General features: G+C 63.2%; 24 protein-coding genes. 18 read left to right on the forward strand and 6 right to left on the reverse strand.

The genetic code is table 11. From position 1 onward, the window contains the following. Positions 1-72: 72 nt before the first annotated feature. Entirely contained in the window at positions 73-366 is a 294-nt protein-coding gene (locus V6D40_RS05595) for a rhodanese-like domain-containing protein (RefSeq protein WP_334289380.1), read from the reverse strand. Positions 367-765: 399 nt separating this feature from the next. Between V6D40_RS05595 and V6D40_RS05600 the strand changes: the two genes are divergently transcribed. From V6D40_RS05600 to V6D40_RS05610, 3 genes are all read left to right on the forward strand, one after another. Beyond that, positions 766-2,430, forward strand: coding sequence for a SpaH/EbpB family LPXTG-anchored major pilin (locus tag V6D40_RS05600; RefSeq protein WP_334289381.1), 1,665 nt, complete (start codon positions 766-768; stop codon positions 2,428-2,430). Positions 2,431-2,619: 189 nt separating this feature from the next. Continuing rightward, complete coding sequence (locus V6D40_RS05605; protein ID WP_334289382.1) at positions 2,620-3,510, forward strand: class C sortase; 891 nt, start codon at positions 2,620-2,622, stop codon at positions 3,508-3,510. 2 nt (positions 3,511-3,512) lie between these two features. Then, positions 3,513-4,391, forward strand: a complete 879-nt coding sequence (locus V6D40_RS05610; protein WP_334289383.1) for a SpaA isopeptide-forming pilin-related protein — start codon at positions 3,513-3,515, stop codon at positions 4,389-4,391. Between the two features lie 97 nt (positions 4,392-4,488). Here the strand turns inward: V6D40_RS05610 and V6D40_RS05615 are convergent, their stop codons facing one another. Together V6D40_RS05615 and V6D40_RS05620 are read right to left on the reverse strand one after the other, a co-directional pair. After that, positions 4,489-4,728, reverse strand: coding sequence for a hypothetical protein (locus tag V6D40_RS05615; RefSeq protein WP_334289384.1), 240 nt, complete (start codon positions 4,726-4,728; stop codon positions 4,489-4,491). Between the two features lie 144 nt (positions 4,729-4,872). Further along, the gene (locus V6D40_RS05620; protein ID WP_334289385.1) at positions 4,873-5,205 is read right to left on the reverse strand and encodes a hypothetical protein; all 333 of its coding nucleotides are present in this window, start codon (positions 5,203-5,205) and stop codon (positions 4,873-4,875) included. 16 nt (positions 5,206-5,221) lie between these two features. Between V6D40_RS05620 and V6D40_RS05625 the strand changes: the two genes are divergently transcribed. Then, a complete protein-coding gene (locus V6D40_RS05625) occupies positions 5,222-9,997 on the forward strand; it encodes a SpaA isopeptide-forming pilin-related protein (protein ID WP_334289386.1) in 4,776 nt (1,591 codons plus the stop codon). A 12-nt stretch (positions 9,998-10,009) separates the two neighbouring features. Beyond that, positions 10,010-10,942 (forward strand): class C sortase, encoded by a 933-nt coding sequence (locus V6D40_RS05630; protein ID WP_334289387.1) that lies wholly within the window; start codon positions 10,010-10,012, stop codon positions 10,940-10,942. On the opposite strand, the gene V6D40_RS05635 is transcribed toward V6D40_RS05630, so the two are convergent. The 3 genes from V6D40_RS05635 to V6D40_RS05645 form a co-directional block, all read right to left on the reverse strand. After that, positions 10,939-11,271 carry a type II toxin-antitoxin system HicB family antitoxin gene (locus tag V6D40_RS05635; RefSeq protein ID WP_334289388.1) on the reverse strand — a complete coding sequence of 111 codons (333 nt, stop codon included), beginning with the start codon at positions 11,269-11,271 and terminating at the stop codon, positions 10,939-10,941. The genes V6D40_RS05630 and V6D40_RS05635 overlap by 4 nt on opposite strands. A gap of 543 nt (positions 11,272-11,814) precedes the next feature. Continuing rightward, positions 11,815-12,351, reverse strand: coding sequence for an inorganic diphosphatase (locus V6D40_RS05640; RefSeq protein ID WP_334289389.1), 537 nt, complete (start codon positions 12,349-12,351; stop codon positions 11,815-11,817). Positions 12,352-12,385: 34 nt separating this feature from the next. Further along, a complete protein-coding gene (locus tag V6D40_RS05645; RefSeq protein WP_334289390.1) occupies positions 12,386-13,555 on the reverse strand; it encodes an ATP-binding protein in 1,170 nt (389 codons plus the stop codon). 119 nt (positions 13,556-13,674) lie between these two features. Here V6D40_RS05645 and dacB point away from each other — a divergent pair, with 119 nt between their 5' ends. The 13 genes from dacB to V6D40_RS05710 all read left to right on the forward strand — a co-directional run bounded on the left by dacB (position 13,675) and on the right by V6D40_RS05710 (position 24,977). Beyond that, the gene (gene dacB, locus V6D40_RS05650; RefSeq protein ID WP_334289391.1) at positions 13,675-14,913 is read left to right on the forward strand and encodes a D-alanyl-D-alanine carboxypeptidase/D-alanyl-D-alanine endopeptidase; all 1,239 of its coding nucleotides are present in this window, start codon (positions 13,675-13,677) and stop codon (positions 14,911-14,913) included. Between the two features lie 3 nt (positions 14,914-14,916). Then, on the forward strand, positions 14,917-15,891 hold the full coding sequence (gene tilS, locus V6D40_RS05655) for a tRNA lysidine(34) synthetase TilS (RefSeq protein ID WP_334289392.1): 975 nt from the start codon (positions 14,917-14,919) through the stop codon (positions 15,889-15,891). After that, positions 15,848-16,750 carry a DUF559 domain-containing protein gene (locus V6D40_RS05660; RefSeq protein ID WP_334289393.1) on the forward strand — a complete coding sequence of 301 codons (903 nt, stop codon included), beginning with the start codon at positions 15,848-15,850 and terminating at the stop codon, positions 16,748-16,750. Before tilS ends, V6D40_RS05660 begins: the two co-directional genes overlap by 44 nt. A gap of 324 nt (positions 16,751-17,074) precedes the next feature. After that, positions 17,075-17,701, forward strand: coding sequence for a hypoxanthine phosphoribosyltransferase (gene hpt, locus V6D40_RS05665; RefSeq protein ID WP_334289394.1), 627 nt, complete (start codon positions 17,075-17,077; stop codon positions 17,699-17,701). Positions 17,702-17,706: 5 nt separating this feature from the next. Further along, the gene (ftsH, locus tag V6D40_RS05670) at positions 17,707-19,992 is read left to right on the forward strand and encodes an ATP-dependent zinc metalloprotease FtsH (RefSeq protein WP_334289395.1); all 2,286 of its coding nucleotides are present in this window, start codon (positions 17,707-17,709) and stop codon (positions 19,990-19,992) included. Next, positions 19,993-20,562: a GTP cyclohydrolase I FolE gene (gene folE / locus V6D40_RS05675; RefSeq protein WP_334289396.1), complete on the forward strand. Its 570-nt coding sequence runs from the start codon at positions 19,993-19,995 to the stop codon at positions 20,560-20,562. A 4-nt stretch (positions 20,563-20,566) separates the two neighbouring features. After that, entirely contained in the window at positions 20,567-21,412 is an 846-nt protein-coding gene (gene folP, locus V6D40_RS05680) for a dihydropteroate synthase (RefSeq protein ID WP_442891896.1), read from the forward strand. Beyond that, on the forward strand, positions 21,405-21,776 hold the full coding sequence (gene folB, locus V6D40_RS05685) for a dihydroneopterin aldolase (RefSeq protein WP_334289397.1): 372 nt from the start codon (positions 21,405-21,407) through the stop codon (positions 21,774-21,776). Before folP ends, folB begins: the two co-directional genes overlap by 8 nt. Before the next feature lie 2 nt (positions 21,777-21,778). Further along, positions 21,779-22,234: a 2-amino-4-hydroxy-6-hydroxymethyldihydropteridine diphosphokinase gene (gene folK / locus V6D40_RS05690; protein ID WP_334289398.1), complete on the forward strand. Its 456-nt coding sequence runs from the start codon at positions 21,779-21,781 to the stop codon at positions 22,232-22,234. A 3-nt stretch (positions 22,235-22,237) separates the two neighbouring features. Continuing rightward, positions 22,238-22,717 (forward strand): DUF3180 domain-containing protein, encoded by a 480-nt coding sequence (locus tag V6D40_RS05695; protein WP_334289399.1) that lies wholly within the window; start codon positions 22,238-22,240, stop codon positions 22,715-22,717. Positions 22,718-22,727: 10 nt separating this feature from the next. Continuing rightward, a complete protein-coding gene (locus V6D40_RS05700) occupies positions 22,728-23,534 on the forward strand; it encodes a DUF6779 domain-containing protein (RefSeq protein WP_334289400.1) in 807 nt (268 codons plus the stop codon). A gap of 3 nt (positions 23,535-23,537) precedes the next feature. After that, positions 23,538-24,182, forward strand: coding sequence for a hypothetical protein (locus V6D40_RS05705; RefSeq protein ID WP_334289401.1), 645 nt, complete (start codon positions 23,538-23,540; stop codon positions 24,180-24,182). Beyond that, on the forward strand, positions 24,183-24,977 hold the full coding sequence (locus V6D40_RS05710; RefSeq protein ID WP_334289402.1) for a pantoate--beta-alanine ligase: 795 nt from the start codon (positions 24,183-24,185) through the stop codon (positions 24,975-24,977). Positions 24,978-24,987: the final 10 nt, after the last annotated feature.

Here is a 24,987-nt window from a genome sequence, read left to right on the forward strand (position 1 = left end):
AATAAAGCGTAGGCGGAATTGGCGGGCAACGGAAACTATTTGCACAGTCAATTAATGATGTTTGGGGAGTATTTACTCCGTCGGCAAGCCTGCTTCAATCCATGCCGACGTGCCGCCCGCGACGTTGATGACGTTGTCCCACCCGCGCGACTGCTCGAGGTACTCCGCCGCCTGCGCGGAGCGGCCGCCGGAGTGGCAGATGAGGTAGATGTCGCGGTCCGGGTCGATCTCGCCGACGCGCGCGATGAACTCGCTCAAGGGGAGGTTTGCGGCGCCGGTGGCGTGGGTGTGGGTGTACTCGTGGGGCTCGCGGACGTCAATAAGCTGTGCGCCCGCGGGGACGTCGGTGACGTTGACTTCTTTCATGGGAGCCAAGTGTACGGCGCGGGGGCAGATGCTTATCGACGCCACGTGTGACCAAAATCACCCACTAGCCTGGAGGTCTCCGATGGGAGCCCCGCACCTTAAAAACGTCGTATAACGGCAGCTTAAAGGCGGGACCGTTGTTGAAAATTTGATCACCTGCTTAAAAAATCAGCTGCTCGCTCACGTACAGCTTCCTGTCAATTGTTGTCAGAAAATTTTACGGCTAGTGTTTTAGCTATCCGCCGGAGATTGGGCTCCAACCCCCAGAGTCTGGGCGGTGTCGGGAAGCCCCCGGCGACACCGTGCGCCTGAACAGTGAGGACTGTGATGGTGGATAGCGGTATCCGAATTTCAATCGACTGCAGGCTGTCGGCCTGCACCAACCCGAAGGGTTCACACGTGAAAAACCACTCTGTTGCAGTGCGCTCCGTGACGATCGCCGCTGCTGCTGCACTTTCCATTGGCGTGTCCGCGCCGATCATGCCTGCGAACGCGCAGGCCGGTGTTGTTCGCACCGATGGCAACGTCCGTGTGTCGGACTCCACCATCGACACCAGTGCCACCGGTACGCTGACCATCTTCAAGCGCGCTAACCCGGAGAACACTCACACGGCTACCGGTGAGGTTGACAGCACTGCTGAAGGCACTGCGCTTGAGGGCGCAGGGTTCACCCTGTACCGCGTGACCAACGCGGACCTAACCACCAACGATGGTCTCGCTGCCGCAGCAAACCTTACTGTCGCAGAAGCCCAGTATGACAAAAACGCTCCAGTCGGTGGGGCTGAGAAGACCACCGGTCCTAATGGTCAGGCGAAGTGGGACGACCTCCCCGTTGGCGTCTACCTCCTGAAGGAGACCACGACCCCGGAGGGCTACTCCCCGGCAGCTGACTCCCTGGTCTTCGTGCCGATGACCCGCCAGAACGCCACCAACGGCGGTACCCAGTGGCTCTACGACATCACTGCGTACCCGAAGAACACTTCTCAGCAGGAACCGCAGAAGACCGTTACCGACTCCGGTCAGAACGTCGGTGACACCGTCACCTACAACATCGACACCTACGCACAGACCGTTCGCGAAGGTCAGTTCCGCACCTTCTACCGCGTTGAAGATACCCTTGACCCGGCGCTGCGCCTGGTCGAAAACAACCCGGTTATCGTGACTTCGAACCCGGACCGCGCGTTCGAGGAAGGCACCGATTACAACATCCGTACTGCCTGGGTTAACGCACAGGGTGAGGAAGTTGAAGCGGGTACCGAGGGCGCGCGTCAGCGCGTTCGCGTGAACTTCACCAACACTGAAGGCAACGGCGTTAACAAGATCCAGAACGGCGACCAGATCTCCGTCCAGATCAACGCCGAGGTGAACTCGAAGCCGGGCGAGGGCGACCTGTTCAACCAGGCTACCCAGTACCAGAACAACCCTAATGACAGCCAGGCGTATGAGCCTGACACCGACACGCCTCCGGAAGAGGGCACTCCGACCAACGAGGTCCACACCTTCTACGGTGACCTCGAGTTCACGAAGGTGAACTCTGGTCACGAGGGTCTTGAGGGTGCAGAGTTCAAGGTCTTCGGTGTCAAGGGCAGCCAGACCTGTGATGCTCTCGACTGGAAGAACCCGGGCGATAACGCAGCAGAGCAAACCGCCTCCGGTAATGACACCTGGACCTCCGATGCTGACGGCAAGGTGACCATCACCGGCCTGCACGCGAACAACATCGCAAACTTCAACTTGGCCAAGGACGAAGACGGCAACGTCACGGCAACCGAGACCCCGAACGAGTGGACCAGCTACTGCCTCGTGGAGACCGAGTCTCCGGCGGGTTACGAGCTCCTCGCTAAGCCGGTTGCGTTCACGATCACCGCTGCGAACAACGACGGCGTCTGGTCTGTGACGAACGGCAGCGTGAAGGTCGGCAACACCGACAACGAGATCGTCAACCTCGAGGACTCCACCCCGAAGCTGCCGCTTACCGGTGGCACGGGTATCGGCATCCTCGCAGCGCTTGGTGCTCTGATCATCGCGGCTGGTGCGTACTCCGCAAAGCGTCGCTCCGCGTAAGCGAAGCGCGTAAACCCCACATCCCGTAGAACCCAGGACGCGTGAGTGCCTGGGTGGGCGGGTGTGGGTTCAAGGGGGCGTCGTCAAGCACAATGCCCCCTCAGCAAGGAGGAACGGGGAGACCTCTTGCTTTGCACTACCGCCTTCGGGCGGGATCTCCCCCAAGTTTTCTTTGGATAGGTGGTGACCATGACGGTTGTTGAGCAGCCGAAGAAGCAGTCTGCTCTGCTGCCGGTCATCATCATCCTGTTCGGCGTGCTGGTGCTGGTGTACCCGGTTGTAGCGACGCAGTGGAACAACATCCAGCAGCACCGCGTGGCCGACGAGTACGCGAAGATGCAGCAGAGCGAACCCGAAGATGTGCTGCGGAAGGTGTACGACTCGGCGCTGGTGTACAACCAGACCCACACTAAGGGCCCGATTCTGGACCCGTGGCTGACGCGCATCGGCACCGACAACCCGGAGTACGGCCGTTACACGGCCGAGCTGAGCAATTTCCCGGTGATGGCGCGCCTCATCGTGCCGACCGGCGATATTGATCTGCCCGTCTACCACGGCACATCCGACGAGGTGCTGCAGAAGGGCGTCGGCCACCTCTTCGGTACGGACCTTCCCGTCGGCGGCGAGGGTACCCACGCGGTGCTGACCGGCCACACGGGCCTGACCACGGCGACGCTATTCGACCACCTCAAGGACGTCGAGGTCGGCGACGGCATCTACGTGCAGGTCGCCGGCGAGAAGCTGAAGTACGAAGTCGACGAGATCCAGGTGGTCGAGCCGGACGACACGGAAAGCCTGAGGGCGCGCGCGGGGGAGGACCTGCTCACGCTGGTCACCTGCACCCCGTACGGCATCAACTCGCACCGCCTGCTTGTGCACTCGCACCGCGTGCCGATGGACGCGGAGACGACAGTCTTCGAGAAGTCTGCGACCCAGACCCAGTGGTGGATGTGGGCGATCATCGGTGCCGCAGCACTCATTCTCGCCCTGCTGGCGCTGTGGCTGCTACGACGCCGCAAGCAGCGCGAGCAGGAAGTAACAAACGATCAGGAGCGGAAGTTTTGGCCTCACGAACAGTAACGATGGCGCTTGCCGGCGCAATCGCCGTCGGCGCGTGCGCAGCTCCCGCTTACGCTGATACGCGCCCTGTGGTCGGCGCTTGCCGCGAGATCACGGACGCATCGCTCATGCGCGACACCGGCGAGCCGCTCCGGCTTACCGTGCGCAAAACCCAAGCCAACCCGTACGACGAAGGTTCGCTCCCGCCCGGGTCCGTCGAGGGGATCGAGTTCAAGCTCTTTGAGGTTCAGGGGCTTAGCTTGACGACGCCCTCCGGCCTCTCCCAAGCCCAAAAACTCACGCTCGACGACGCACGCGACCTCGGCCTCACCCAGGTTGCGTCTGGCCGCACGGGATCCGACGGCACGATCACGTTCGCCGGTCTGAAGCCCGCGATGTACGTGGTGGAGGAGGTCGCTCCTGACGACGACACCCACGACTACCGCACGTCGGACCCGTTCCTGATTCTCTTGCCGACGTTCGACGCCGACTGCGAAACCACCCACTCCGACACCGTCACCGTGGTGAAGAGCCGCGCGAAGACACCGCCCACGGTCACTACCGTCAGCACCACGCCGCCGAACGTCCCGCCGCCGTCATGGCCGAACTGGCCGCCGGAAACGTCGACAGTGACAACGACGCCACCGACGACTCCCGTCACCACCACCGTGACTGGCGGGCCGCCGGTTACCACCACGGTGCCGGGCGGGCCTGGAACGCCGGGGTCGCCTGGTTCACCTGGGAACCCGTCGAAACCGGGCCGGCCGGATGGCCCGCTCGCGTACACCGGCGCCAACGTGATCTGGGCGCTGTTCGTCGCCTTGGCATTGATCATCGGCGGCGTGCTCTTAGTCCGTCGCTCCCGCGATAACGAGTCCAGCAAACAACCGAAGCAAAGTTAGTGAGTGAGAGGTTCTAGATGATGTTTAGCAACACCGACAGCCGCGAAGCGGTGAGCGGAGTTGACGCAGCCGTCAGCTCTCCCACTCGCGCAGCAGTTCACCGCGCCGTCGCGGTTGTTTCCGCCATCTTCATGTCGGTCGCGCTGATCGCTGGGTTGTCCGTATCTGGGGTGGCTGTTTCTCGGGCTGAGGCGCAGGAGTGCACTACGGAGACTTCGGTGAAGACATTGAAGGTGGATTCCTCGATCCAGTACGGAAGCTCGGCTGCGAGACGGCTCGCTATCTCTGGATTGACGCCTGGGGAAACGGTTACTGAGTTGGAGTTCAGTAACACCAAGAACTCATTTGGTAAGTCCGCGAGCTACTCCAGCATCTTCCGCAACTCTGCGGGAGAACTGGTTCCTTTTAAAAACAACAACTACGGTGACGAGCTTGGGGTCCCGTTTGCCGACATTTCGGGACTAGGCAGCAAGACGCTGACCTACAGGCTGCCGGCGAGTACGACTGCTGGTCCTGCGGGAACGTTTACCGCCGTCGTGCCGATCAGCGACAATAACGCGGCGAACTTCTCCGTACGAGCGACCGTCGAGCGCACGACGTGTACTACCCCTGAACCGGAACCTACCTCCGAAGCCCCGTCGCCGGAGCCGACATCTGAAGCCCCGTCGCCGGAGCCGACATCTGAAGCCCCGTCGCCGGAACCGACCCCGGACACTTCCGAGCCCACAACTAAGCCGACCAGCGAGCAGCCTTCCACGGAGCCGACGTCAACGGCACCTTCGAGCTCGGAGCAGCCTTCTTCCCCCACGCCCACAGAAACGAAGTGTGTCGTGGGCAATATCCCAACGAGCGGCGGCAGGACAAACGGAGCGACCGACCCCGTCGCGAGCGGCGGGTTAAACCAGCAACTCGATTTCTCTTTCGGCAGCTTTAACGGCACCCGCTACCTGGAGAAGTTGACGATAGGCTCCCCATCGAAGTTCGGCTCACAGCCATTTGGGCCGAGTGGCTTGAACTGGCGGTTCGTTCACGATGGCAAGACCTACGTCGCGGGCACCGACTTTATAGTGAGCCCGGCCAACGGCAATGCCACATCGGTATCCCTAGTTTTCACCACTCCCGTGCCTTTGCGTGCAAACTCCTCTGCGCGGGTGTACCTGCCCGTAACCGGACCAAACGGTGCGGCGCCGGTAGTCGCTACCGCATCTAACTGTGAGCCGGAGAATCTGCCGGAGGATCCGCCGACGGAGAATCCCCAGCCGACGGACCCAGACGAGCCGGGTGACCCAGAGATGCCTGCCGAGCCGGAAGAGGCGACCGAACGGCGTGATCCAGCAGTTGGAGAACAGCGACTCACCGTGTCTGCACGAGCGTTCGTCCCAATGTTCACCGCGGGGAGCTTCGATGACCACAACGCCCGAACTAGTACCGACACCCGGTATACGGCCGGCATCCGGTTCGAGCTATGGAACACGAGCAACGATATCGCCGTAGCTCTCAGGGACGGGCCCAGTAGCAAGGTTGATGAGCCGTGGGCCTATTGCGTCACTGATTCAACGGGTGAATGCGACATTTTCGTACCGGATAGCTATTTGGGCGCGGGCAAGCGGTTTTACGTGAAGCAAGTCTCCAATGCACCCGGAACCTTCCACATCGACAAGGTCAACTGGGGTAGATACGGCGCGGCAAACGACCGTTTCGAGGCATACCTGCCAGGACCGGTTGACTCCCACCCGACCCACTCCAGCCGGGGTGTTGTCAAGCCCGGTGGAAAGAACGTCCAAGAACGCTCTTACGAGATTCCGCCTTCGAAGCGTTACGACGGACCGGACGTGAAATCTATCAACTCTAACCGCGACCGCGATGCGTCGCAGTGGAGCTCGTTTGGTTCCGCAGCACAGTCTCTCAACAACCCGCCCCTTTCTCAGGCGCGTAAGTGTCAGGCAAGTGGTGGCCCTAAAATTGCCTTGGTGATGGACGTAACCGCGTCCATCGACGAGAATGGTAGCCCGCAAAAGTATCGCGACGCGGTTTACGGAACGTACGGGTTCTTGCAGTCGCTTCGCGGAACGGGTGCGGAGATCGCTATGTTCAACTTCAACGAGTCTTCGCCTGGACGGGATCAGAACTACCCGGAGCCCCTCTCCGTCGATACGAACATGACGAAGCTGGAAGGGCAGGCAAAGAGTATTCTGCGGAGCTTCAGTAGTGGCACAAACTGGGATAGCGGTCTTAATGCGGTGAAGTCTGCAATTGAGAGTGGCCAGAAGTATGACGAGGTTATTTTCATTACGGATGGCGACGCCAACGGGTACGGCAAGAACGGCAGCGGAGACTTCAACGACGGACGTTCAGGCTACGTGCGGGCAATCGAAGCAGCGATTTACCGAAGCAACGAGATTAAGGAGAAGGGCACACGCGTCGTTTCCATTGGTGTTGGCTCGGCAGAGGACGCCTCCAACTGGGACGGCTCAGGCCAGCTGGAAGCCATCTCCGGTCTGAAGTACGGCGAGGACTACTTCGGCACAGATTGGGACCGCCTTGCCTCCACCCTCCGCGCCGCAGCGAGCCAGGTAACGTGCCAGAACGAGATCGTGGTGGATAAGACCATCGTCGACGAGAATGGGCGCAAGTTGCCCGACCAGTCGCAAGCAACGAAATGGAATGTCGACATCAATGTGGACAATGTCGTTTCCGAGATCAACTGGTCCCACGGTGACGATCCGGTGCAGCCGGCCGTGTTGTCTCCGAACGCTTCGACATCCGACGATTCATTGAACCCGCTAAAGATTCATGATCGCCGGGCGACACCGGACTCGCGTTGGTTCCTCACCTTCTACGGCAACGCAGAGCCAGGTTCTAAAAAGGCAAACCGTGCCGATATCTCGATTTCCGAAGACACGAATAGTCGCGCGGGCTATATCTTTGTTCCGGGCACGGGGCAAAAGAGCACCGGCGGCTACTCCGGACGGGGATCTTGGTACGAGATCCGGAATCTCCGCTACGATACGGTGCTCGAAACGGGGCCGATGACGAGCCCGAATATGAAGTTCCCGGAGCTACCTCAGGACCGGAAGCTGATAGTGCACCTACAGAACCAGCCATCAGTGGCGGTGCATAAAGGCACTGCGCAGAGCGTGGTGAGCGTGAACGCTGACAACACGTGGACCGCGCGCTACGAAGTCCGCGCAAACGGCACTTCTGATTCGAAAACGCGGATCCCGCGCATCACTGACGAACCGGGTTTTCCTGACGGGTTCGAAATTACGAAGGTTGCCGTTGATGGAGAGCCGCGTCAGCTGAAAGACGGGAAGTTTGAGGTTGCCGCTGAAGGCAGCCGCAGCCTGAGCAAAAACGACATTGCCAGCTACACGGTGGTGGTGGAGGGTGTTTATACCCGCAAAAACGCTCAAGGCACGCTCGTACCTCTCGAGACGCTGGGAGACGAGCTGAAATGCGAAGCTGACGGCTCTGACGGCCCGGGGAAGGGGATGTTCAACGAAGTCTTTATGACACCGGATGTCGATGGGCAAGCGAATAACCGGGCATGTATTCCGATTGTGCCGAACCCGCCGAAGAAGCCGTCGGTGGAGAAGACATTCGTCGACGTCACGCCGGTTTCTACGTCCACGGCGGGTGAGCAGCTTGTCACCTTCCGCATCAATGTGAAGGGGGATCCGTCCTCGGACCTTAACTTCGACCTGACAGACCGCACAGCATTCGCACCCGGTATTGAGATTCAGGAGGTGCGGGCGCGCTTCCTGGGTGGATCTTCAAGCGGGAACCCAGGGTTGGGCAGGAGCTTTACTACTCTGACCAAACAAACCGACAGTCAGGGTACGTACTGGAAGGTCGCCAGCGGCACTGTGCCAAAGCAGGGTGTATTCGAGTATGAGATTCAGTTCCGCGTCAAAGGTTTAGACAAGGTACAGCCCGAAGACCGGAAGTGCGAGAGCACCGGAAACAACGACTTCCGCCGGTGGACGCCACAGGAGGGGTTCTACAACCAGGCAACCCTCGGCTGGGGGACAACTTCGAACCGCCAAACCCAGGATGTAGACGCGTGCGGCGACATCGATGTCCAGCCGAAGCTGAGCGTGGAAAAGTCGGTCGCGCAGCACCCGCAGACGGTTACCACTGCGGACGGGAAGCTTCACGACGACCGCTCGACAGGTCTGCAGTACCGCATTGTTGTGTCCAACACCGGCACCGGGCCAGGCACGTACACACTTCGAGACATGCCGCTCTTTGCCAACGGGGTTGAACTACTGAGCGACCACCATGGAATTGTTTCAGCCGAAGTGGTGAACGCCTCCACGGGAAACAAGACGGACCTTAAACTTCCCGGGTATACCGTCTACGTCGACGGGAATAGGAAACTCGTTGGGTTCGGATTCGCGAGGGACCTCGAAATCGCCCCGAACACCTCGCACGTGTACATCGTGCAGGTCGCGTACGGCGAGAAGACCGACTTCTTTAGCAACGAGAATCAGCGGGACAGCGTCTGTGCGTCAACACCCGGCGATGACCGAAAGGGGCTGAATAACAAGGCGCAGCTGGTGTCCGTGAAGAACCCGGCCGCCGGCAATGCAGAGGTACCCGGTGATCCCGGCGAGTACGTTGATTATGCGTGCGCGAACATCCCGCCGGAGCCCTCCATCAGCAAGGAGATCACCAACGAAAAGCTGACGTTGGACGACACCGTCTCATACAACGTCACCGTGAGGAACCCAGATGGCGGTGTCGCCCGGCGTATCGACGTGACCGACATACCGAAGTTTGGAAAGAACATCACGGTTGATCCGAAGTCGGTCAAGGTGGACGGTCGTTCAATCGAATATGAAGCCGGCAAAGAGCTTGCCCTTGGGACGGTGGAGCTTAAACCGGGCGAGAGCAAGACGTTCGTTGTAAGCGCGAAGTACACAGCAAAATCCGGTGAGTTCAATCCTGAGGCAATCTGCTCCACCAGCGACTACGGTTTGAACAACACCGGCAAGATTTACTTCGCGTACTTCCCGGACCGCTCCGCAGGAAAACGCCCGCGTCTTTCGGACTCCGACGACGCCTGTGGCCTCGTGCGGACGGATCTCAAAATTGGAGTGCAGAAGTTCGGTGCGGACAAGGCCGGAAACGTAGAAGAGATTGACCCGACAACGGGTGGGTACCAGTTCGAACTACGCGAAACCGGTCCGGACGCTGCAGCGCCACGGGTTCTGGATGCCGTGGCGGAGACTCAGACCGGGACCCAATTCAACACCGTTGATGCCCCGCTAAAAGCTAACACCGAGTATGAGTTGGTAGAGACCAAGGCACCCGCTGGTTACTCGCTGTTGGCCGAACCCGTTAAGTTCCGAGTTGTCGCCACCGCGGATGGCGTCCAAGTGCAGTTCTATGACAGCGTCAGCCAGAAGTGGGCAAACAAGCTGGTGAATGTATCTGCATCTTCAACGGGGGAGAACGCCGGGTTGCAGTTGATATCGGTGACAGACGTTCACTCCGGGACGCTCCCGCGTACAGGTGGCAACGGCCTGTGGCCCATCACGTTGCTCGGTCTAAGCATCGTCGGCCTGGGCGCCGCGGTTGGTGCACGTAGGAAGTCCGCCTAAGATGCGTAAGCGATGGCGACAGTAAGGACGGAGCGGGTGGGGAGGAAGGGTGCGTCGAAAAGCAACCTCATGCCCGTCCTCCTCATCCTCCTAGGCCTCGCGGTGCTGCTGTACCCGGTGGTGGCGACGCAGTGGAACAACTACCAGCAGACGAAGGTCGCGGAGGATTACCGCGCCTTGATGGATGAAGCGGTGGAGAAGGACCCGGACGCCATGCAGCAGGCGCTGGACGCCGCTCGCGAGTACAACCGCGCGGGCAGGGGCGGGCCGATCCTTGACCCGTGGCAGTCGCGCGACGCGACGGGCAATGAGGAGTACCAGGCGTACCTGCGCGAGCTCTCGGGTCTGCCGGCGATGGCACAGATTGTCATTCCGTCCATCAAGGTGAACCTGCCGGTGATGCACGGTACGAGCGACGAGGTGTTGAACAAGGCTGTTGGCCACCTGTTTGGTACGTCGCTGCCTGTTGGCGGACCGGATACGCACGCGGTGCTGACTGGCCACACTGGTCTGACGAACGCCACGCTCTTCGACAACCTGATCGACGTGGAGGAAGGCGACGCGATCTACCTCGCGGTCTTCGGCGAGAAGCTGAAGTACGAGGTCTACGACATCCAGGTGGTGCTGCCGGAGGAGACGGACAGTCTGAAGACGGTGCCGGGGGAGGATCTGCTCACTCTGGTCACGTGTACGCCGTACGGCATCAACACCCACCGCCTCTTGGTGCACGCGCACCGGGTTCCGATGGATCCGGAGGAGGCGTCGGTGTTTGATGAGGCCGGCAGTCCGGTGCAGTGGTGGATGTGGGCGATCGTCGGCGTCGCGCTGCTAGTTGTACTGCTGCTTGCGTGGTGGCTGCTGCGGCAGAAGAAGAAGCGTAAGGAAGAAGAACCGGAGCCGGTCAGGCATTGGCCCGGGGAAATTCCGGGCGCTGGTTCGAACTAACGTGCCGCCAAGCACTGGTTGACCAGCGCATTCAGCGAGATCCCCTCGGCTGCTGCTCGGATAACCAGTTCACGGTGCAGTGATGGGGAAGTGCGGACGTTGAACTTTCCCGAGTAACGCCGCTCGCCCAATGGCTCCGGGATCGTCTCATTGTTGGACGTCATATCCTCAACGATCTCGGAAAGAAGGTCTGTCAGACCTGCCTCGGCCTCGGTTCGGGTTGGAGCGAGCCAGGAAACGGACGGAAACTCGAGAACAGTTGCAACGAACTCTTCATCCTCTTCAGACCAAAAGGTCTGGAATGTGTATCGGTCAATCTTAGTGCTCATTTACTGCTCCTCTCGCTCCAACCGGTCGATAGCTTTTAACACCTGCCGCACTTGGTAAGCCTTGGCCATTCCGTTCGCGTTCTGAATGTTCACTCGAGGATCCCCTGTCCAAGGGGTCTTATACGAACGGTGTGACGAGCCTGAGTGGGGACGGGGCTCAAAGAAGAAATCGCAAACCTTCTGCAGGTCGGCATATCTCACGTTTGCGGGAGAGCGCCTCATTTGCGCCACGATCTTCGCGAGGTTATCTCCCACAACGAAGATAGTACCGTATGCAGTACTAGGTGAAAAGTTTACCCGCAGCCCCTCCGATCCGTCAGCAAGTCACCATGATGATGAAGAAGAAAAGGAGGTCGACGATGACAACCAAGATGACCGCTGAAGAACGGCGCAGGGAGTGGGCCAAGCTCGCGGTTCGCGCGAGTGAGTTGACTGGAGACCGGTTGCCACCCGAGATCTACGAACGAGCGCGCGGAGACGCAGAGCGCCCCGCTAGCGGTCCCAAGACAAGAAACCGTTAAGCGGGGCGCAACAGGCCAAAGACTAGTTCTCCGTCTTCGCTTCCTTCTCGGCCTCGAGGTTCTCGCGGGAGTTCTGCTCACCAGCGGCCTCGAACGCGTCGAGCGATGCCTTAAGGATCTTCTCGGCCTCCTCGCGGCCGCCCCAACCGGAGCCGGTGACTTCCTTGTTCGGCTCGAGGTCCTTGTAGTGCACAAAGAAGTGCTCGATTTCGTCCTTGACAAAGTCGGAGACGTCGTCAATGTCCTGGTAGGACTCGTAGCGCACGTCGTCGATCACGCAAAGCAGCTTGTCATCGCCGCCGGCCTCGTCGGTCATCTTGAACACGCCGATCGGGCGCGCGATCACGGTCACGCCCGGGAACACCGGCTCGGGGGTGATGACGAGTGCGTCGAGTGGATCGCCATCGTCGGCAAGCGTGTTGTCAATGAAGCCGTAGTCGGCTGGGTACGCCATCGGGGTGAACAGGTAGCGGTCGAGGAAAACCTTGCCGGTTTCGTGGTCGACCTCGTACTTGTTGCGCGAACCCTTCGGGATTTCGATGATGACCTCGATAGCCATGATGCTCCTTTGCTTGTGCGGATGAGACTGGCACTCATCCTAGTCCGGGCGGATCTTCGGGTTCGATCCGGAGCACATCGGCGACAACATGTTCACGCAGGTGCTCGCGCAAGAAGGGGAGGACGAAATCGGCGGTGCCTCGGTCGGTTGTTACAAGGTCAGCCTCGTAGAGACGGGCGCGATAGTTGTAGGCCTGCTGGTCGCTCACGCCGAGACGCTTGGCTACGTCCGTGATCTTGGAAGGCCCGTCATCCAGTGACATTGCGGCAAGGAACCGCCGGTCCTCACTGGAGAGATCGCTTAGCGCGGGTTCATGCACCAGTTGACCCAATTTCTTCCTCGCCTTAGCCACCCCCTCCTGGGCTGCATCAAGCGATATCACCTCGTCGTTAGCAAACCTCCAGGCAAAGTTGCCGATGAGCTGGATCATGAACGGATAACCGCCGGATGCTTCCACGGCATACCGGAGCGCCCGCTCGTCCCACGTTCTGCCCGCTTCCACCGCGGGAACCTCGAGGCCGTCGCGCACTTTTGAGGCGGGAATGGCGCCGAGGTCAATCCTGTTCGCCCTTCTGAGGAACGTAATCGGGTTTCTGCCGTCCTGGCTCGCCAACAACGGTCGGATAGACGTTGGGATTCCCGCGAGAACAACCGCAATCTCGCGGTTCTCGCGCACGAGATGCTGGACCGTCGTGGCGAACTCTGTGATCTCGTGTTGGTGCACGTAGTGGAGCTCATCAATTGTGATAAGAATGCCCGTTGGTTGACCGTTAAATTTATCGCGCTCAGCAACCACGTCCAAAGCTTGTCCGAGGAGGCTTCGGAGGCTGTCTCCGGTGGAACCAGAGTCTTGACTTTCCCGCTTGTAGCGGAGGAAGCTGGGTCCCACGTGCAGACTGCGTTTGGCTTTCGACAACTCAGCGTCGAGAAACTGAACCACCTGCTGCTTGAGGCTTTCCACGAACCCTTCCGTGGCGGTTTCGGAAAATGCCAGCCAACCTTGCCGGGTAGCCGTGTCCTCCAATTCGTTAAGGAGCACCGTTTTACCAACACCGCGAGCGCCAACGAGGAGGGATATTCGCTCATGCGCACCGGGGCCTTCTCGTAGGGCCAATGCAAAATCTTCGATGACCTCGTCCCGGCCCACAAGTAACGGCGGGCTCGATCCCAAAGATGCGCGGAACGGGTTATTCGGCGTGGTCATGCGGTTATTGTACCCAGTTGTGTGTTCTTATGTGGTTTGTGTGGAGTTGTGTATAAACAGGCCGGAACCGATGTGTTCTTGTGTGGTTTGTGTGGAGTTGTGTACTACGATCTAGCCCGATGAAGGTCTGGTCTTGGGTCGTGTCCGCCGCCGCGCTGGCGGCTGTCGGTGGGGTAGCGGGCTTCGGCGTCGCGGCGCACGAGCAGCTCTCCGCGCTCGAGCACGCCCCCGCCTACGCCATGCCGGAGCCCGCGCCCATGCTGGCACCAGCTACAGGAGCTCCAGTAGACAGAGCATTGCTTATCGACGCCCTGTCCAACGCCTCCACCAACCCCGCCCTAGCAGACTTCCACGCCCACATCACCGACGCCACCACCGGCGACGTGATCTTTACCCAGCTCGCGGACGTGCCCTTGCGACCCGCCTCCACCACGAAGGTGCTCACCGCCGCCGCGGCGCTGTATGAGCTCGGCGCCGCCGACACGCTCACCACCACCGCCTACCGCGTCGGCGACGATGTCTATGTGAAGGCCTCCGGCGACGTGTGGATGGACGCGGACGCGCTGGACGAGCTCGCCGCCGCGATCCCCGGCGCGCAGGCCGTCTACGTCGATACCTCTATCTGGGACGGCATGCCGGAGATGATGCCCGGCTGGAACGAGGCCGACATCGACGGCGGATTCGTAGCACCCCTGCAGCCGGCGATGCTCAACGGCGGCCGCGGCTTGGAGGAAGCAACCGGCGACGTGCCCCGCTCCCACACCCCGGCCCTCGACGTGGCCCAGGCTTTGGCTGATCGGGTGGGCGCCGCCCACGTCGACTTCGCCGCCGTTCCCGAGGGCGCCGAGCAGGTGGCCGAGGTTTCGTCGCCAGACCTCATTACGCGCCTTGACGTAATGATGAAGAACTCCGACAACGTCTACGCCGAGGCCATCGCCCGCGAGGTGCGCCTCGCCACCGGCTCGGACCCGCTGACCGTCGTGGCGAACCACGGCTTCGACACCACCGGCTGCGTCGTCGAGGACGGCTCCGGCCTGTCCACGCTCAACCTCATCACCCCGGCGCTGCTGGACGCGATTCTTGCCGACGCCGCCACCAACCCCACCCTCCGCCCCCTTCTCACCACCCTGCCCGTGGCCGCCGGCGACGGTACCTTGATCCACCGCTACGGCGATCTCCCAGGCCGCGGCTGGGTCCGCGCGAAGACCGGCACACTCGACGACACCTCCGGTCTCGCCGGCACCGTGACCAGCGTGGGCGGCAACGTCTACACGTTCGCCTTCCTATCCAACGGTTCCAACATCCTCGACGCCCGCCGCGCCATGGACGAGATGGCCTCCATCCTCCGCGAGTACTAGCGCATGGACCCCTTCTGGCCGCGCCGCTCGCCCCACTTCCTCGCGTGCCGCCGGGCGGTGCGCCCCTTCGCCGGATCCGGTCCCGTGGTCATCGGTCTTTCCGGCGGCCCCGACTCGCTCGCGCTGGTCGCCGCCGCAGCCGCCGAGGGTATCGACGCGACCGCCGTGGTTGTCGATCACGGTCTGCAGGAGGGATCGGCGGACGTCGCAAAGCATGCTTCCGAACAGGCAACCCGCTTCGGTATCCCTGCCACCGTTGTACCTGTGACCGTCGCCGACTCTCCCGACGGCGTCGAGGCCGCCGCCCGCGAGGCGCGTTACGCAGCCCTCTTCGCCGCTGCGCCCGCCGATGTCTGGGTCGCCCACACCGCCGACGACCAGGCCGAAACGCTCCTCCTCGGCGCGCTGCGCGGCAACCCCGCCGGCATGGCGCCACGCGACGGACGCCTCGTGCGCCCCTTCCTCACCATCCGCCGCGCCGACACCGTGGGTGCCTGCACTGAGCTCGGCATCGAGCCGTGGCACGACCCGATGAATAAAGACACTGCTTATCGACGCCCCGCCATCCGCACCTCCATCATCCCTCAACTCAGCGAGCTCATCGGCGGCGATGCCGTCCCAGCGCTTGCCGCCGCCGCCGACCGCATCGCCGCCGACAACCAACTCATCGCCTCTCTCGTCGACCTCACCCCCACCTCCTCGTGCGCTGAGCTGCTGGCGGAGCCGGGGGCGGTGAGGCGGCGTCGATTAGCAGCATGGCTTGTGGAAAACGATGTGCCCGTCCAGCGCGACCAACTTGCCGCCATCGAATCCTTAATCACCGACTGGCACGGCCAGGGTCCCATCAACGTCGCCGGTGGGGCGGTGGCGCGCCGGGCTGGCGTGCTGGTGATGGAACCGTCGGGCGTTTCGGCGCGTCTAAATGGCCATGGGAATGACGACGCAACGCCAGCAGGAGATCCGCAACCACATCGTTGATTTGCGGCGACTCTCGCACGCGCAGGCTACCGAACTGAGTGGCGGGTACACCCGGCTCGATCCGTCGATTGTGTACCCGACAGATATGCTGAAAACGCTTGCCTACCACGAACGCAGGTGGCTCGAGGTCGAAGCGGCCGCGATGACCAGTCGCGGTGCCGTCCTCGTCTCCCGCTCAGCGGCGCGGAAGCTGGGTATGTGGGTGATCGCGCTCGATAGCGAGCTGGTCGAACTCGCCCTGCGCTCCCGGGCGAAATGCCCGTCTCGGGGCAGTCGCCGCAACATCGTCTACCGGCGCAGCCAGTTGTTGGACAGCGAGATTGAGGAAATCGACGGACACCCAACCACCACGCCGTTTCGCACGTTTGCCGACATCGCCCGCTACCACTCGTTCGCCGAGGGGCTTATCGCCGCCGACTACCTCCGCCGCAACGGGTATACGCTTGAGCAGCTCCGGGGGGAAACGATCCGCCTCGGCCGGTTGAAGGGGATCGCAACCGTTCGCGAGTGCGTCGCCCACAGTGTGGACAACTCCGACTCCGCGTACGAGTCATTCGCGCGGGCTTTGCTTATTCAGGCCGGCATTGGTCCCATCACCACCCAGTACGAGATTAACGGCTACTTCGCCGACATCCTTATCGGCAACTGGCTCATCATCGAGATCGACGGCAACGTCAAATACGAAGGCCCCGACGCCGAAGCCGTTCGTCAACGCGAGTTCAACAGACAGAAGCGCATTGGCAACATGGGCTACGTCTTTCTCCGCTTCTCCCCGGACTTCATCCGTAACCACCCGGACGAGTTCATCGCGCAGGTTCGCCAAGCGATCGCCGCCCGCGCGGCAATGTTGGCGAAATAGTCGTGGCCGCGGTTTCGTCGCGCCGCGCCGACCGCGCCGGCCAAATGGTAACCCCCACCTGGTAACTACCAAAAGGTCATTAACCGCCGTCGGCAAAGATCATCTCTTTCCCGCGACTCGGTTAATGACCATGTGCCAGCAACACTTTGGAAGCAACACTCTGCAAGCAACGCTTTGCGCCGTCCCCGCAGCCACCGCCGCAGCAGCCGCCGCACCCACCCCAACCCCGTCACCGCGTCGTTTGTTGATACCCCAGCGATTGAGGTGGCAATATGAGAGTTCACCCGCGTACGAGGGTTTGCCAAACCGAGGGAAGGGCTTTCCATGACTCAGCTGCAGGACACCAAGGACTTCAACGTCCCGGCCAACCGCTACGGCGACGACGTTGAGGCGATCCTCATTCCGGAGGATGTGCTGCAGGCCCGCATCCAGGAGCTGGCGGACATGATCTCCGAGAAATACAAGGACGCGGAAGACGACCTCATCTTGGTCTGCGTGTTGAAGGGCGCCGTCTTCTTCCTCACGGACTTCGCGCGCAAGTTGTCCATCCCGGCGGAGATGGAGTTCATGGCGGTCTCCAGCTACGGCAACTCGACCACCAGCTCGGGCGTGGTGCGCATCCTTAAGGATCTGGACAAAGAGATCCAGGGGCGCGACGTGCTCGTGGTCGAGGACATTATCGACTCCGGCCTCACCTTGTCCTGGCTGCTGCGCAACTTGAAGGGCCGCGGGCCAAAGAGCCTCGAGGTGATCACGCTGTTGCGCAAGCCGGAGGTGCAGACCGCCAAGATCGACCTGCTCGATGTTGGCTTTGACATCCCGAACGAGTTCGTGATTGGCTACGGCCTCGATTACGCGGAGCGGTACCGCGATCTGCCGTACGTGGGCACGCTGCACCCGAAGGTGTACACGGAGCAGACGCAGGAACCAGTCACCGAGACTGAAATCTAGGATTAATGAGCAAAAATCAAAATGTGATGCGGTGGGGCCTGATCGGCGCCACCGTCTTAATCGTCCTCTACCTGTTTACCCTGATCGGGGACGATTCCCGCGCCTTCCAAGACGTGGACACCTCAGTTGCGCTGGAGCAACTCCAAGACCGCAACGCCGAGACGGTGCAAATCGACGACCGCGAGCAGCGCATCAGGATTGAGCTGCGGGAGCCGATTACTGTCGACGAGCGCGAGAACATTGAGGCGGTTTCGGCGCAGTATCCGGCGCGGACGTCGCCAAGCATCTTTGAAGCAGTGCAGGACTCTGGTGCCGACTCGTTCGAAACGAACGTGACGCAGGAGTCGTTCCTGATGTCGGTGCTCGGCTTCATGCTGCCGATGGTCCTGATCTTCGGCCTGCTGACGTACTTCATGTACCGCATGCAGGCTGGCGGCGGCATGTTCGGCATCGGCGCCTCGAAGGCGAAGCAGCTGAACAAGGACAATCCGACCAACACCTTCGCGGACGTCGCTGGCGCGGACGAGGCTGTCGACGAGCTGCAGGAGGTCGTGGACTTCCTTACTGATCCGTCGATCTACGAAAAGCTCGGCGCCAAGATCCCGCGCGGCGTTCTGCTGTACGGCCCTCCCGGCACAGGTAAGACCCTGCTCGCACGAGCCGTAGCGGGCGAGGCGGGCGTGCCGTTCTACTCCATCTCCGGCTCGGACTTCGTGGAGATGTTCGTCGGTGTCGGCGCCTCCCGCGTGCGCGACCTGTTCAAGCAGGCCCGCGAGAACGCGCCGTGCATCATCTTCGTCGACGAGATCGACGCCGTTGGCCGCCAGCGCGGCTCAGGCATGGGCGGCGGCCACGACGAGCGCGAGCAGACGCTGAACCAACTGCTGGTGGAGATGGACGGCTTCGACGGTCGCGAGGGCGTCATCCTGATCGCCGCGACGAACCGCCCGGACATCTTGGACCCGGCGCTGCTGCGCCCGGGCCGCTTTGACCGCCAGATCCCGGTGACCAACCCGGACCTCGCCGGTCGCGCCAAGATCCTGAAGGTGCACGCCAAGGGCAAGCCGCTGTCGAAGGATGTGGACCTCGACGCGCTGGCGAAGCGCACCGCCGGCATGTCCGGCGCGGACCTGGCCAACGTGCTCAACGAGGCGGCGCTGCTCACCGCCCGCATCGGCGGCAACGTGATCACCCCGGACGCGCTGGAGGAGGCGACCGACCGCGTTATCGGCGGCCCCCGCCGCAGCACCAAGGTCATCTCCGAGAAGGAGAAGAAGGTCACCGCGTACCACGAGGGCGGGCACACGCTCGCCGCATGGGCGCTCAAAGACATCGAGCGCGTGTACAAGGTGACCATCCTCCAGCGCGGCAACACGGGCGGCTTCGCCATGACCGCCGACGAGGACGACAAGGGCATGTACACCCGCGACGAGTTGTTCGCGCGCATGGTCTTCGCCATGGGCGGGCGCAGCGCGGAGGAGCTCGTCTTCGGCGAGCCGACCACCGGCGCGTCCAACGACATCGAGCAGGCCACCAAGATCGCTCGCGCAATGGTCACCGAGTACGGCATGTCCAGTGTGCTCGGCGCGGTGAAATACGGCGAGCAGCAAGGCGACCCGTTCTCTGGCCGCGGCGCCGGCGGCACGCTCGAGTACTCCCCGGCGGTGGCTGAGACGATCGACCGCGAGATGCATGAGCTTCTCGACGCAGCCCACCAAACCGCCTACGCCATCCTGTCGCGCTACCGCGACGAGTTGGATCTGCTGGTCACCAAACTGCTGGAGAAGGAGACGCTCCGCCGCCCCGATCTGGAGGAGATCTTCGACACGATCACCCCGGAGCGTCCGGAGCTTCCGCTTCACGACGCCCGCTTCACCCGCCAGGCCGACCGCGAACCTGTCAAGACCCCCGTGGAGCTTGCGATCGAGCGCGGCGAGGAGCCGCCGAAGCGCTTCTCGATCCTCGAGGCGTCGAAGGCGACGCGCGAGCGCCGCCGCCAAGAGCGCGAGGCCGGCAACAACGCCCAGCAGCCGCACCTCCCGAAGCACAGCAAGAAGCCGACCTACGGCGGCCCGACCCCGCCGCCGAACTGGCAGTACCCGGGACAGGGCCAGCAACCCCAAAGCCAGCAACCACGCTGGCCGGAACAGACGGGACAGGCGGAGGAGATCGGCTTCCGCTTGCCCGAGCACGAGCAGCCGGACAACCCGCTGCCGCAGAACGCGCGCGATATGCCGGAGCAGCGCCCTGTCCGCGATGCCGAGGAACTAGAGAACGAAGGCGAGAAGTAGATGAGTGAATTCGACCGCGAACGCGCCGAGGCCGCGATCCGCGAGCTTTTGCTCGCCGTGGGGGAGGACCCGGAGCGCGAGGGACTCAAGGAGACGCCGGCGCGCGTTGCCAGGGCGTACGAGGAGGTCTTCGCGGGCCTGCGCGAGGACCCGACCGAGCAGCTGGAGAAGACGTTCGCGGAGAACCACCGCGAGCTGGTGCTGGTGCGCGACATCCCGATCTACTCCACGTGCGAGCACCACCTCGTGCCGTTCTACGGCGTGGCCCACATCGGCTACATCCCGGGCCCGGAGGGCAAGGTCACCGGCCTGTCCAAGCTCGCGCGCCTGGCGGATCTGTATGCGAAGCGGCCGCAGGTGCAGGAGAGGTTGACGGCTCAGGTGGCGGACGCGATCGTCGATAAGCTGCATGCTTCCGCGGTCATTGTGGTGATCGAATGCGAGCACCTGTGCATGGCGATGCGCGGCATCCGCAAGCCGGGCGCTGTGACCACCACCAGTGCTGTGCGTGGCGGGTTCCAGACGAACGCGGCCTCGCGCGCCGAGGTCATGAGCCTGATCAGGAGCTAGACAGATGGCGATCACGCTCGAACAACTCACCGCGCCGGGCCGCACGACGGTCATGGGCATCGTGAACGTCACCACAGACTCCTTTTCGGACGGCGGACGCTACCTCGACCCGCAAGCCGCCCTCAACCACGCGCGCGAGTTGGTGCGGCAGGGGGCGGACATTATCGACGTCGGTGCAGAATCCACCCGCCCCGGCGCCACCCGCGTGCCGGCGGACGTCGAGGCCGAGCGCGTCAGCACCGTGATCGAGCTCCTAGCCAAAGAGGGATTCAAAACCTCCGTCGACACCATGCGCGCGTCCACCGCACTCGCTGCCGCGGAGGCGGGCGCGCACCTGATCAACGACGTCTCCGGCGGCCTCGCCGACGCCGACATGTACCGTGTCATGGCCGAGACCCAGCTGCCGGTGTGCCTGATGCACTGGCGGACGGACAGGTTTGAGTCGGCGTCTGGAAGTGCCGACCACGGCGGGGACGTGGTGCGCGACGTGCACGAGGTGCTGAAGACCATCACCGGCAACGCGATCGCCGCCGGCGTGGACCCTAAGCAGATCACCGTCGACCCGGGCTTGGGCTTTGCGAAGACGGCCGAGGACAACTGGGCGCTGCTCAACGCGCTGCCGGAGTTCACCGAAGGCGAGTTCCCGGTGCTGGTCGGCGCGAGCCGCAAGCGCTTCCTCTCCGCTATCCGCGCCGAGCGCGGGCTCGACCACGACCCTGTTGCCGCCGACCCGGCGACCGCGGCCGTCACGGCGCTTGCGGCGCAGGCCGGCGCGTGGTGCGTGCGCGTGCACGAGGTCGCCGTCTCCCGCGACGCCGTCGACGTGGCCGCGAGGTGGCGCAATGGCTGACCGGATCGAGATCAAGGGGCTCAAATTCCACGCCAACCACGGTGTGCTCGCCCACGAGACGGAGCACGGCCAGGCGTTTTCGCTGGACATCACGTGCTGGCTCGAGTTCGCTGGGGCCGCCGCAACGGACGACCTCACACAGACCGTCAACTACGCGGAGCTCGCTCAGCTCGCACATGGCATCGCCACCGGCACGCCGCGCCAGCTAATCGAGACCGTGGCCAGCGAGATCGCCGACACGGCGCTTGCCCGCTTCCCGCAGCTACACGCCGTCGAGGTCACGCTGCACAAGCCGCACGCGCCGATCCCGCTCGTCTTTGACGACGTCGCGGTGGTCGCCCGCCGCTCGAGGAACCGGCGGTAGCCATGCGGGCAGTGCTCTCGACCGGCTCGAACATCGGCGACGCCCGCGCGCACCTCGCCACGGTCGTCGAGGCTTTCAACCCCATCGCCCAAAGCTCGCTCTACGCCACCGCGCCGTGGGGAGGCGTCGAGCAGCAGGATTTCATCAATCAAGCACTGCTTATCGACGCTCCCTTCACCTCCCCCCACGCCCTCCTCGAGGCGTGCCAAGAACTGGAGCAGCGCGCCAACCGCGTCCGCGACGTGCGCTGGGGCCCGCGCACCCTCGACGTCGACATCGTCGCGATCGACGGCATCGAGTCGGACGACCCGGTGCTCACCCTGCCGCACCCGCGCGCGCACCTGCGCGAGTTCGTGCTGCGCCCGTGGCTGGAGATCGACCCGCACGCCACGCTGCACGGACAGCCCTTGGAGTACTGGCTGGAACGCCTCGAACCTCAAGGCGTGAGGAGGCTCTAAGGCATGAACCAGGGCATGAACCGCACCTCCATCCCGGGCCTTGCCGGCGCCGCCGCGTTTACGGCGGCCGCGGCACTGATATTGGTGCGCAGGTATTACTCCGCGTTGGCGTCGTTAAGCCTGCTCTGGCCCTTGAGCCTCTGGATCGCCGCGTTGGTGTGCTTCTTCATCGCCCACATGGTGAGAAAGCGCCGCGAGGAGGGCGGCGTTGGCTTAGACCGCAGCCAACTCAACCCGATGATGGTGGCCAATTTCATGGTCTTCGGCAAGGCGTGCGCGTGGACGGGCGCGCTGTGCGGCGGGGCCTATGCGGGCCTTTTGGCCTACGTTGTCCCGAGGATCGGGATGCTCACCGCGGCAGCCGAAGATTTTCCCTCGCTCGCCTCCGGAGCGCTCGGCGGCATTGTGCTCGCCGCGGCGGGTGTGGTGCTGGAGCGCGCTTGCGAGGTGTCGCCACCTGCATCGGGCGAGGGCGCAAGCTAAGGTGAACGCCATGAATGACCGCAATTCGGGAAACTTTTGGGTAATTGCCCCGTTCGTCCTTGCCGTCATTGGCACTGTGGTCATGCTGTTCACCAACTCGGCCAACGCGCTGAAGATCGCTCTCATTTTCGCGCTGTGGGCGGCCGCCGCCGGCATCCTGGTGATTGACCGCGTGCGTCGCGACCGCGACCGCGCGGTTGCCACATTGTCGGAGCGGGAGGCGGCGCTTGCCGACGCCAACCGTCTCCTCCAGGAGCGCCCCCAGGTCGCCGCGCCAGCTCCCGCCCCGGCGCCGGCGATGGCGTCCGAGGACGTCGCGTTGCTGCGCCAGCTCCAGGAGGAGATCCAGGCGCTGCGCACGCAGCTTGAGGAGATGCGCGGCGAGGTCTTCGAGTACGAGCCAGCCGCCGTGCGCGCTTCCGCCCGCCGCATCCAAGAGCTGGAGCCAGAACCCAAACCCGAGCCCAAACCGGAACCCAAACCAGAACCAAAGCCCGAGCCCAAGCCGGGCCCGTCCAGCGACGATACGATGCGCATCACCCGCGTCACCGCCCCGAAGCCCGGCACGACCCGGCGCACCCGCCCGGCGGGCGCGCCGAGCGCGGAGGCCATCGCTGGCCGCCTGGGCCAGCAACCATCGCGCGAGCAGCCCAACCCGCTGTCCACGCTGATCAGCGAGCGCGCGCAGGAAGCAACCGAGGCGCCGAAGGTTGAAAAACCCGAGCCCCGTGGTGGGCGCCGCCGCCGCGACGAGGCCGGCGAGGGGTCGCTGTCCGTGGCCGACCTGCTTGCGCGCAGCCGGGACGAGGACCGTTAAGTAGTGCCACCTCGTCTTACTGTCGGGGCGGTCTTCGGGCCGACTCCGCTCGCGGTTGAACTCGAGCGCGCGAGTCACCTTGTGAGCCCGGTGGACTCCATCGAGCACGTTGATTTGGTGTTGCTTGATGGGGAGGCTGGGGAGGTTGTTCGGGGCGTCGACAAGCTGAAAGCCCAAGCGCGGGACAAGCAAATGTTCCTGCACACCGCGTTGGGTGCCGGGGCGCAGTTGCTTGATGATGTCGAGACGTCCGGCGCCATCGTCATGTGCGCGTCGAACCTCTTCGGCAACGTGTGGGTGACTTCCGCCGCGGACGAGGTCGGCGAGACGATCGTCGGGCTCATCGTCTCCGAGATCGGCGGCACGAGCATCCCGATCTCGGACACGCAGCGGCCTGCCCTGGTGGCGGCCCAGCGCCTGCGCGCGCTGGAGAGCGTGTTGCGAAACGACGCAGCCGACATCCTTCGCGACACGCTGCCAACCTTCGACGTGTTCGAAGCCGGGTACATGGCGGCACCGTCCGGCACGGCGGGCCCGATCGCCGTGGAGGAATTGGAGTGGGTGGTCTCAGCCGTGGGGGATGAGCAGGTGCGCGCCCTGCTCCGGGACGTCGAGCGGCGCCGTGCCGAACAGGAAAGGAAGCAGTAAATGGCGTTTGAACCGGGCCGAGCGGTGGTGGTGACCGACGAGGCGCAGCTCGCGCAGTACGGGCGCGCGTTTCGCAAAGTGGGTAAGAAGATCGCGCTGGTGCCGCTGGGCGAGGCCGTGCACGCGGGCCACGTGGAGCTGATCCGCGCGGCGAAGTCGCTGCTCGGCGCGTACGTGTTCGTGACGTTTTCCGGCGGCGAGGTGCCGGAGCTGTTCGCGCGCGAGGGCGTGGACGTGGTGTTTCACGGGCAGATCGACACTGCCGCGCGCATCGAGACCGGTCTGGACCACCTTGAGGACCCGGAGCAGATCGCGGCGGAGACCGCGCGCATCGTTGCCGCGGCGAACCTCGCCCACGCCACCGACTTGGTGCTGGGAGAGAAGGACTTCGAGCTGCTCGTCGCGGTGCAGCGGGCCGTGAGCGCTTTGCGCATGGAGGTCAAGCTGCACTCGCTGCCCACGGTGCGCCTGACGGAGGGCCTCGCCATCTCACTGAGCAACCAGCGCTTAAGCCCCGAGGACCGCGAAGCCGCGCTCGCCCTTTCCGCCGCGTTGACCGCGGGTGCCCACGCCGCTGAGCACGGCGCCGAGGTGGTGCTCGAGACCGCCCGCGGTGTCTTCGAGGCCGCCGGGGTGACGCCTGCCTACGTGGAGCTGCGCGACCTCGGCTTCCGCCCCGCGCCCGACAAGGGCGACGCGCGCCTTCTCGCCGCCGTCGACTTCGGCGGGGTGCGGCTCATCGACAACGTGGGCCTGCCGCTCGGTGTGGGCTTTAAGTATGTCGGGGACGTCTAAGCCGCCTGCG

It is taken from the genome of Corynebacterium sp. Marseille-Q4381, assembly GCF_036881695.1.
GTDB lineage: Bacteria > Actinomycetota > Actinomycetes > Mycobacteriales > Mycobacteriaceae > Corynebacterium.

Excerpts from the sequence above, each read along its gene's own strand:
- V6D40_RS05595 (WP_334289380.1), bottom strand. The coding sequence starts at position 366 with ATGAAAGAAGTCAACGTCACCGACGTCCCCGCGGGCGCACAGCTTATT.
- V6D40_RS05605 (WP_334289382.1), top strand. The coding sequence starts at position 2,620 with ATGACGGTTGTTGAGCAGCCGAAGAAGCAGTCTGCTCTGCTGCCGGTC.
- V6D40_RS05610 (WP_334289383.1), top strand. The coding sequence starts at position 3,513 with ATGGCGCTTGCCGGCGCAATCGCCGTCGGCGCGTGCGCAGCTCCCGCT.
- V6D40_RS05630 (WP_334289387.1), top strand. The coding sequence starts at position 10,010 with ATGGCGACAGTAAGGACGGAGCGGGTGGGGAGGAAGGGTGCGTCGAAA.
- V6D40_RS05635 (WP_334289388.1), bottom strand. The coding sequence starts at position 11,271 with ATGAGCACTAAGATTGACCGATACACATTCCAGACCTTTTGGTCTGAA.
- V6D40_RS05640 (WP_334289389.1), bottom strand. The coding sequence starts at position 12,351 with ATGGCTATCGAGGTCATCATCGAAATCCCGAAGGGTTCGCGCAACAAG.
- V6D40_RS05645 (WP_334289390.1), bottom strand. The coding sequence starts at position 13,555 with ATGACCACGCCGAATAACCCGTTCCGCGCATCTTTGGGATCGAGCCCG.
- dacB (WP_334289391.1), top strand. The coding sequence starts at position 13,675 with ATGAAGGTCTGGTCTTGGGTCGTGTCCGCCGCCGCGCTGGCGGCTGTC.
- tilS (WP_334289392.1), top strand. The coding sequence starts at position 14,917 with ATGGACCCCTTCTGGCCGCGCCGCTCGCCCCACTTCCTCGCGTGCCGC.
- V6D40_RS05660 (WP_334289393.1), top strand. The coding sequence starts at position 15,848 with ATGACGACGCAACGCCAGCAGGAGATCCGCAACCACATCGTTGATTTG.
- hpt (WP_334289394.1), top strand. The coding sequence starts at position 17,075 with ATGACTCAGCTGCAGGACACCAAGGACTTCAACGTCCCGGCCAACCGC.
- ftsH (WP_334289395.1), top strand. The coding sequence starts at position 17,707 with ATGAGCAAAAATCAAAATGTGATGCGGTGGGGCCTGATCGGCGCCACC.
- folE (WP_334289396.1), top strand. The coding sequence starts at position 19,993 with ATGAGTGAATTCGACCGCGAACGCGCCGAGGCCGCGATCCGCGAGCTT.
- folP (WP_442891896.1), top strand. The coding sequence starts at position 20,567 with ATGGCGATCACGCTCGAACAACTCACCGCGCCGGGCCGCACGACGGTC.
- folB (WP_334289397.1), top strand. The coding sequence starts at position 21,405 with ATGGCTGACCGGATCGAGATCAAGGGGCTCAAATTCCACGCCAACCAC.
- folK (WP_334289398.1), top strand. The coding sequence starts at position 21,779 with ATGCGGGCAGTGCTCTCGACCGGCTCGAACATCGGCGACGCCCGCGCG.
- V6D40_RS05695 (WP_334289399.1), top strand. The coding sequence starts at position 22,238 with ATGAACCAGGGCATGAACCGCACCTCCATCCCGGGCCTTGCCGGCGCC.
- V6D40_RS05700 (WP_334289400.1), top strand. The coding sequence starts at position 22,728 with ATGAATGACCGCAATTCGGGAAACTTTTGGGTAATTGCCCCGTTCGTC.
- V6D40_RS05710 (WP_334289402.1), top strand. The coding sequence starts at position 24,183 with ATGGCGTTTGAACCGGGCCGAGCGGTGGTGGTGACCGACGAGGCGCAG.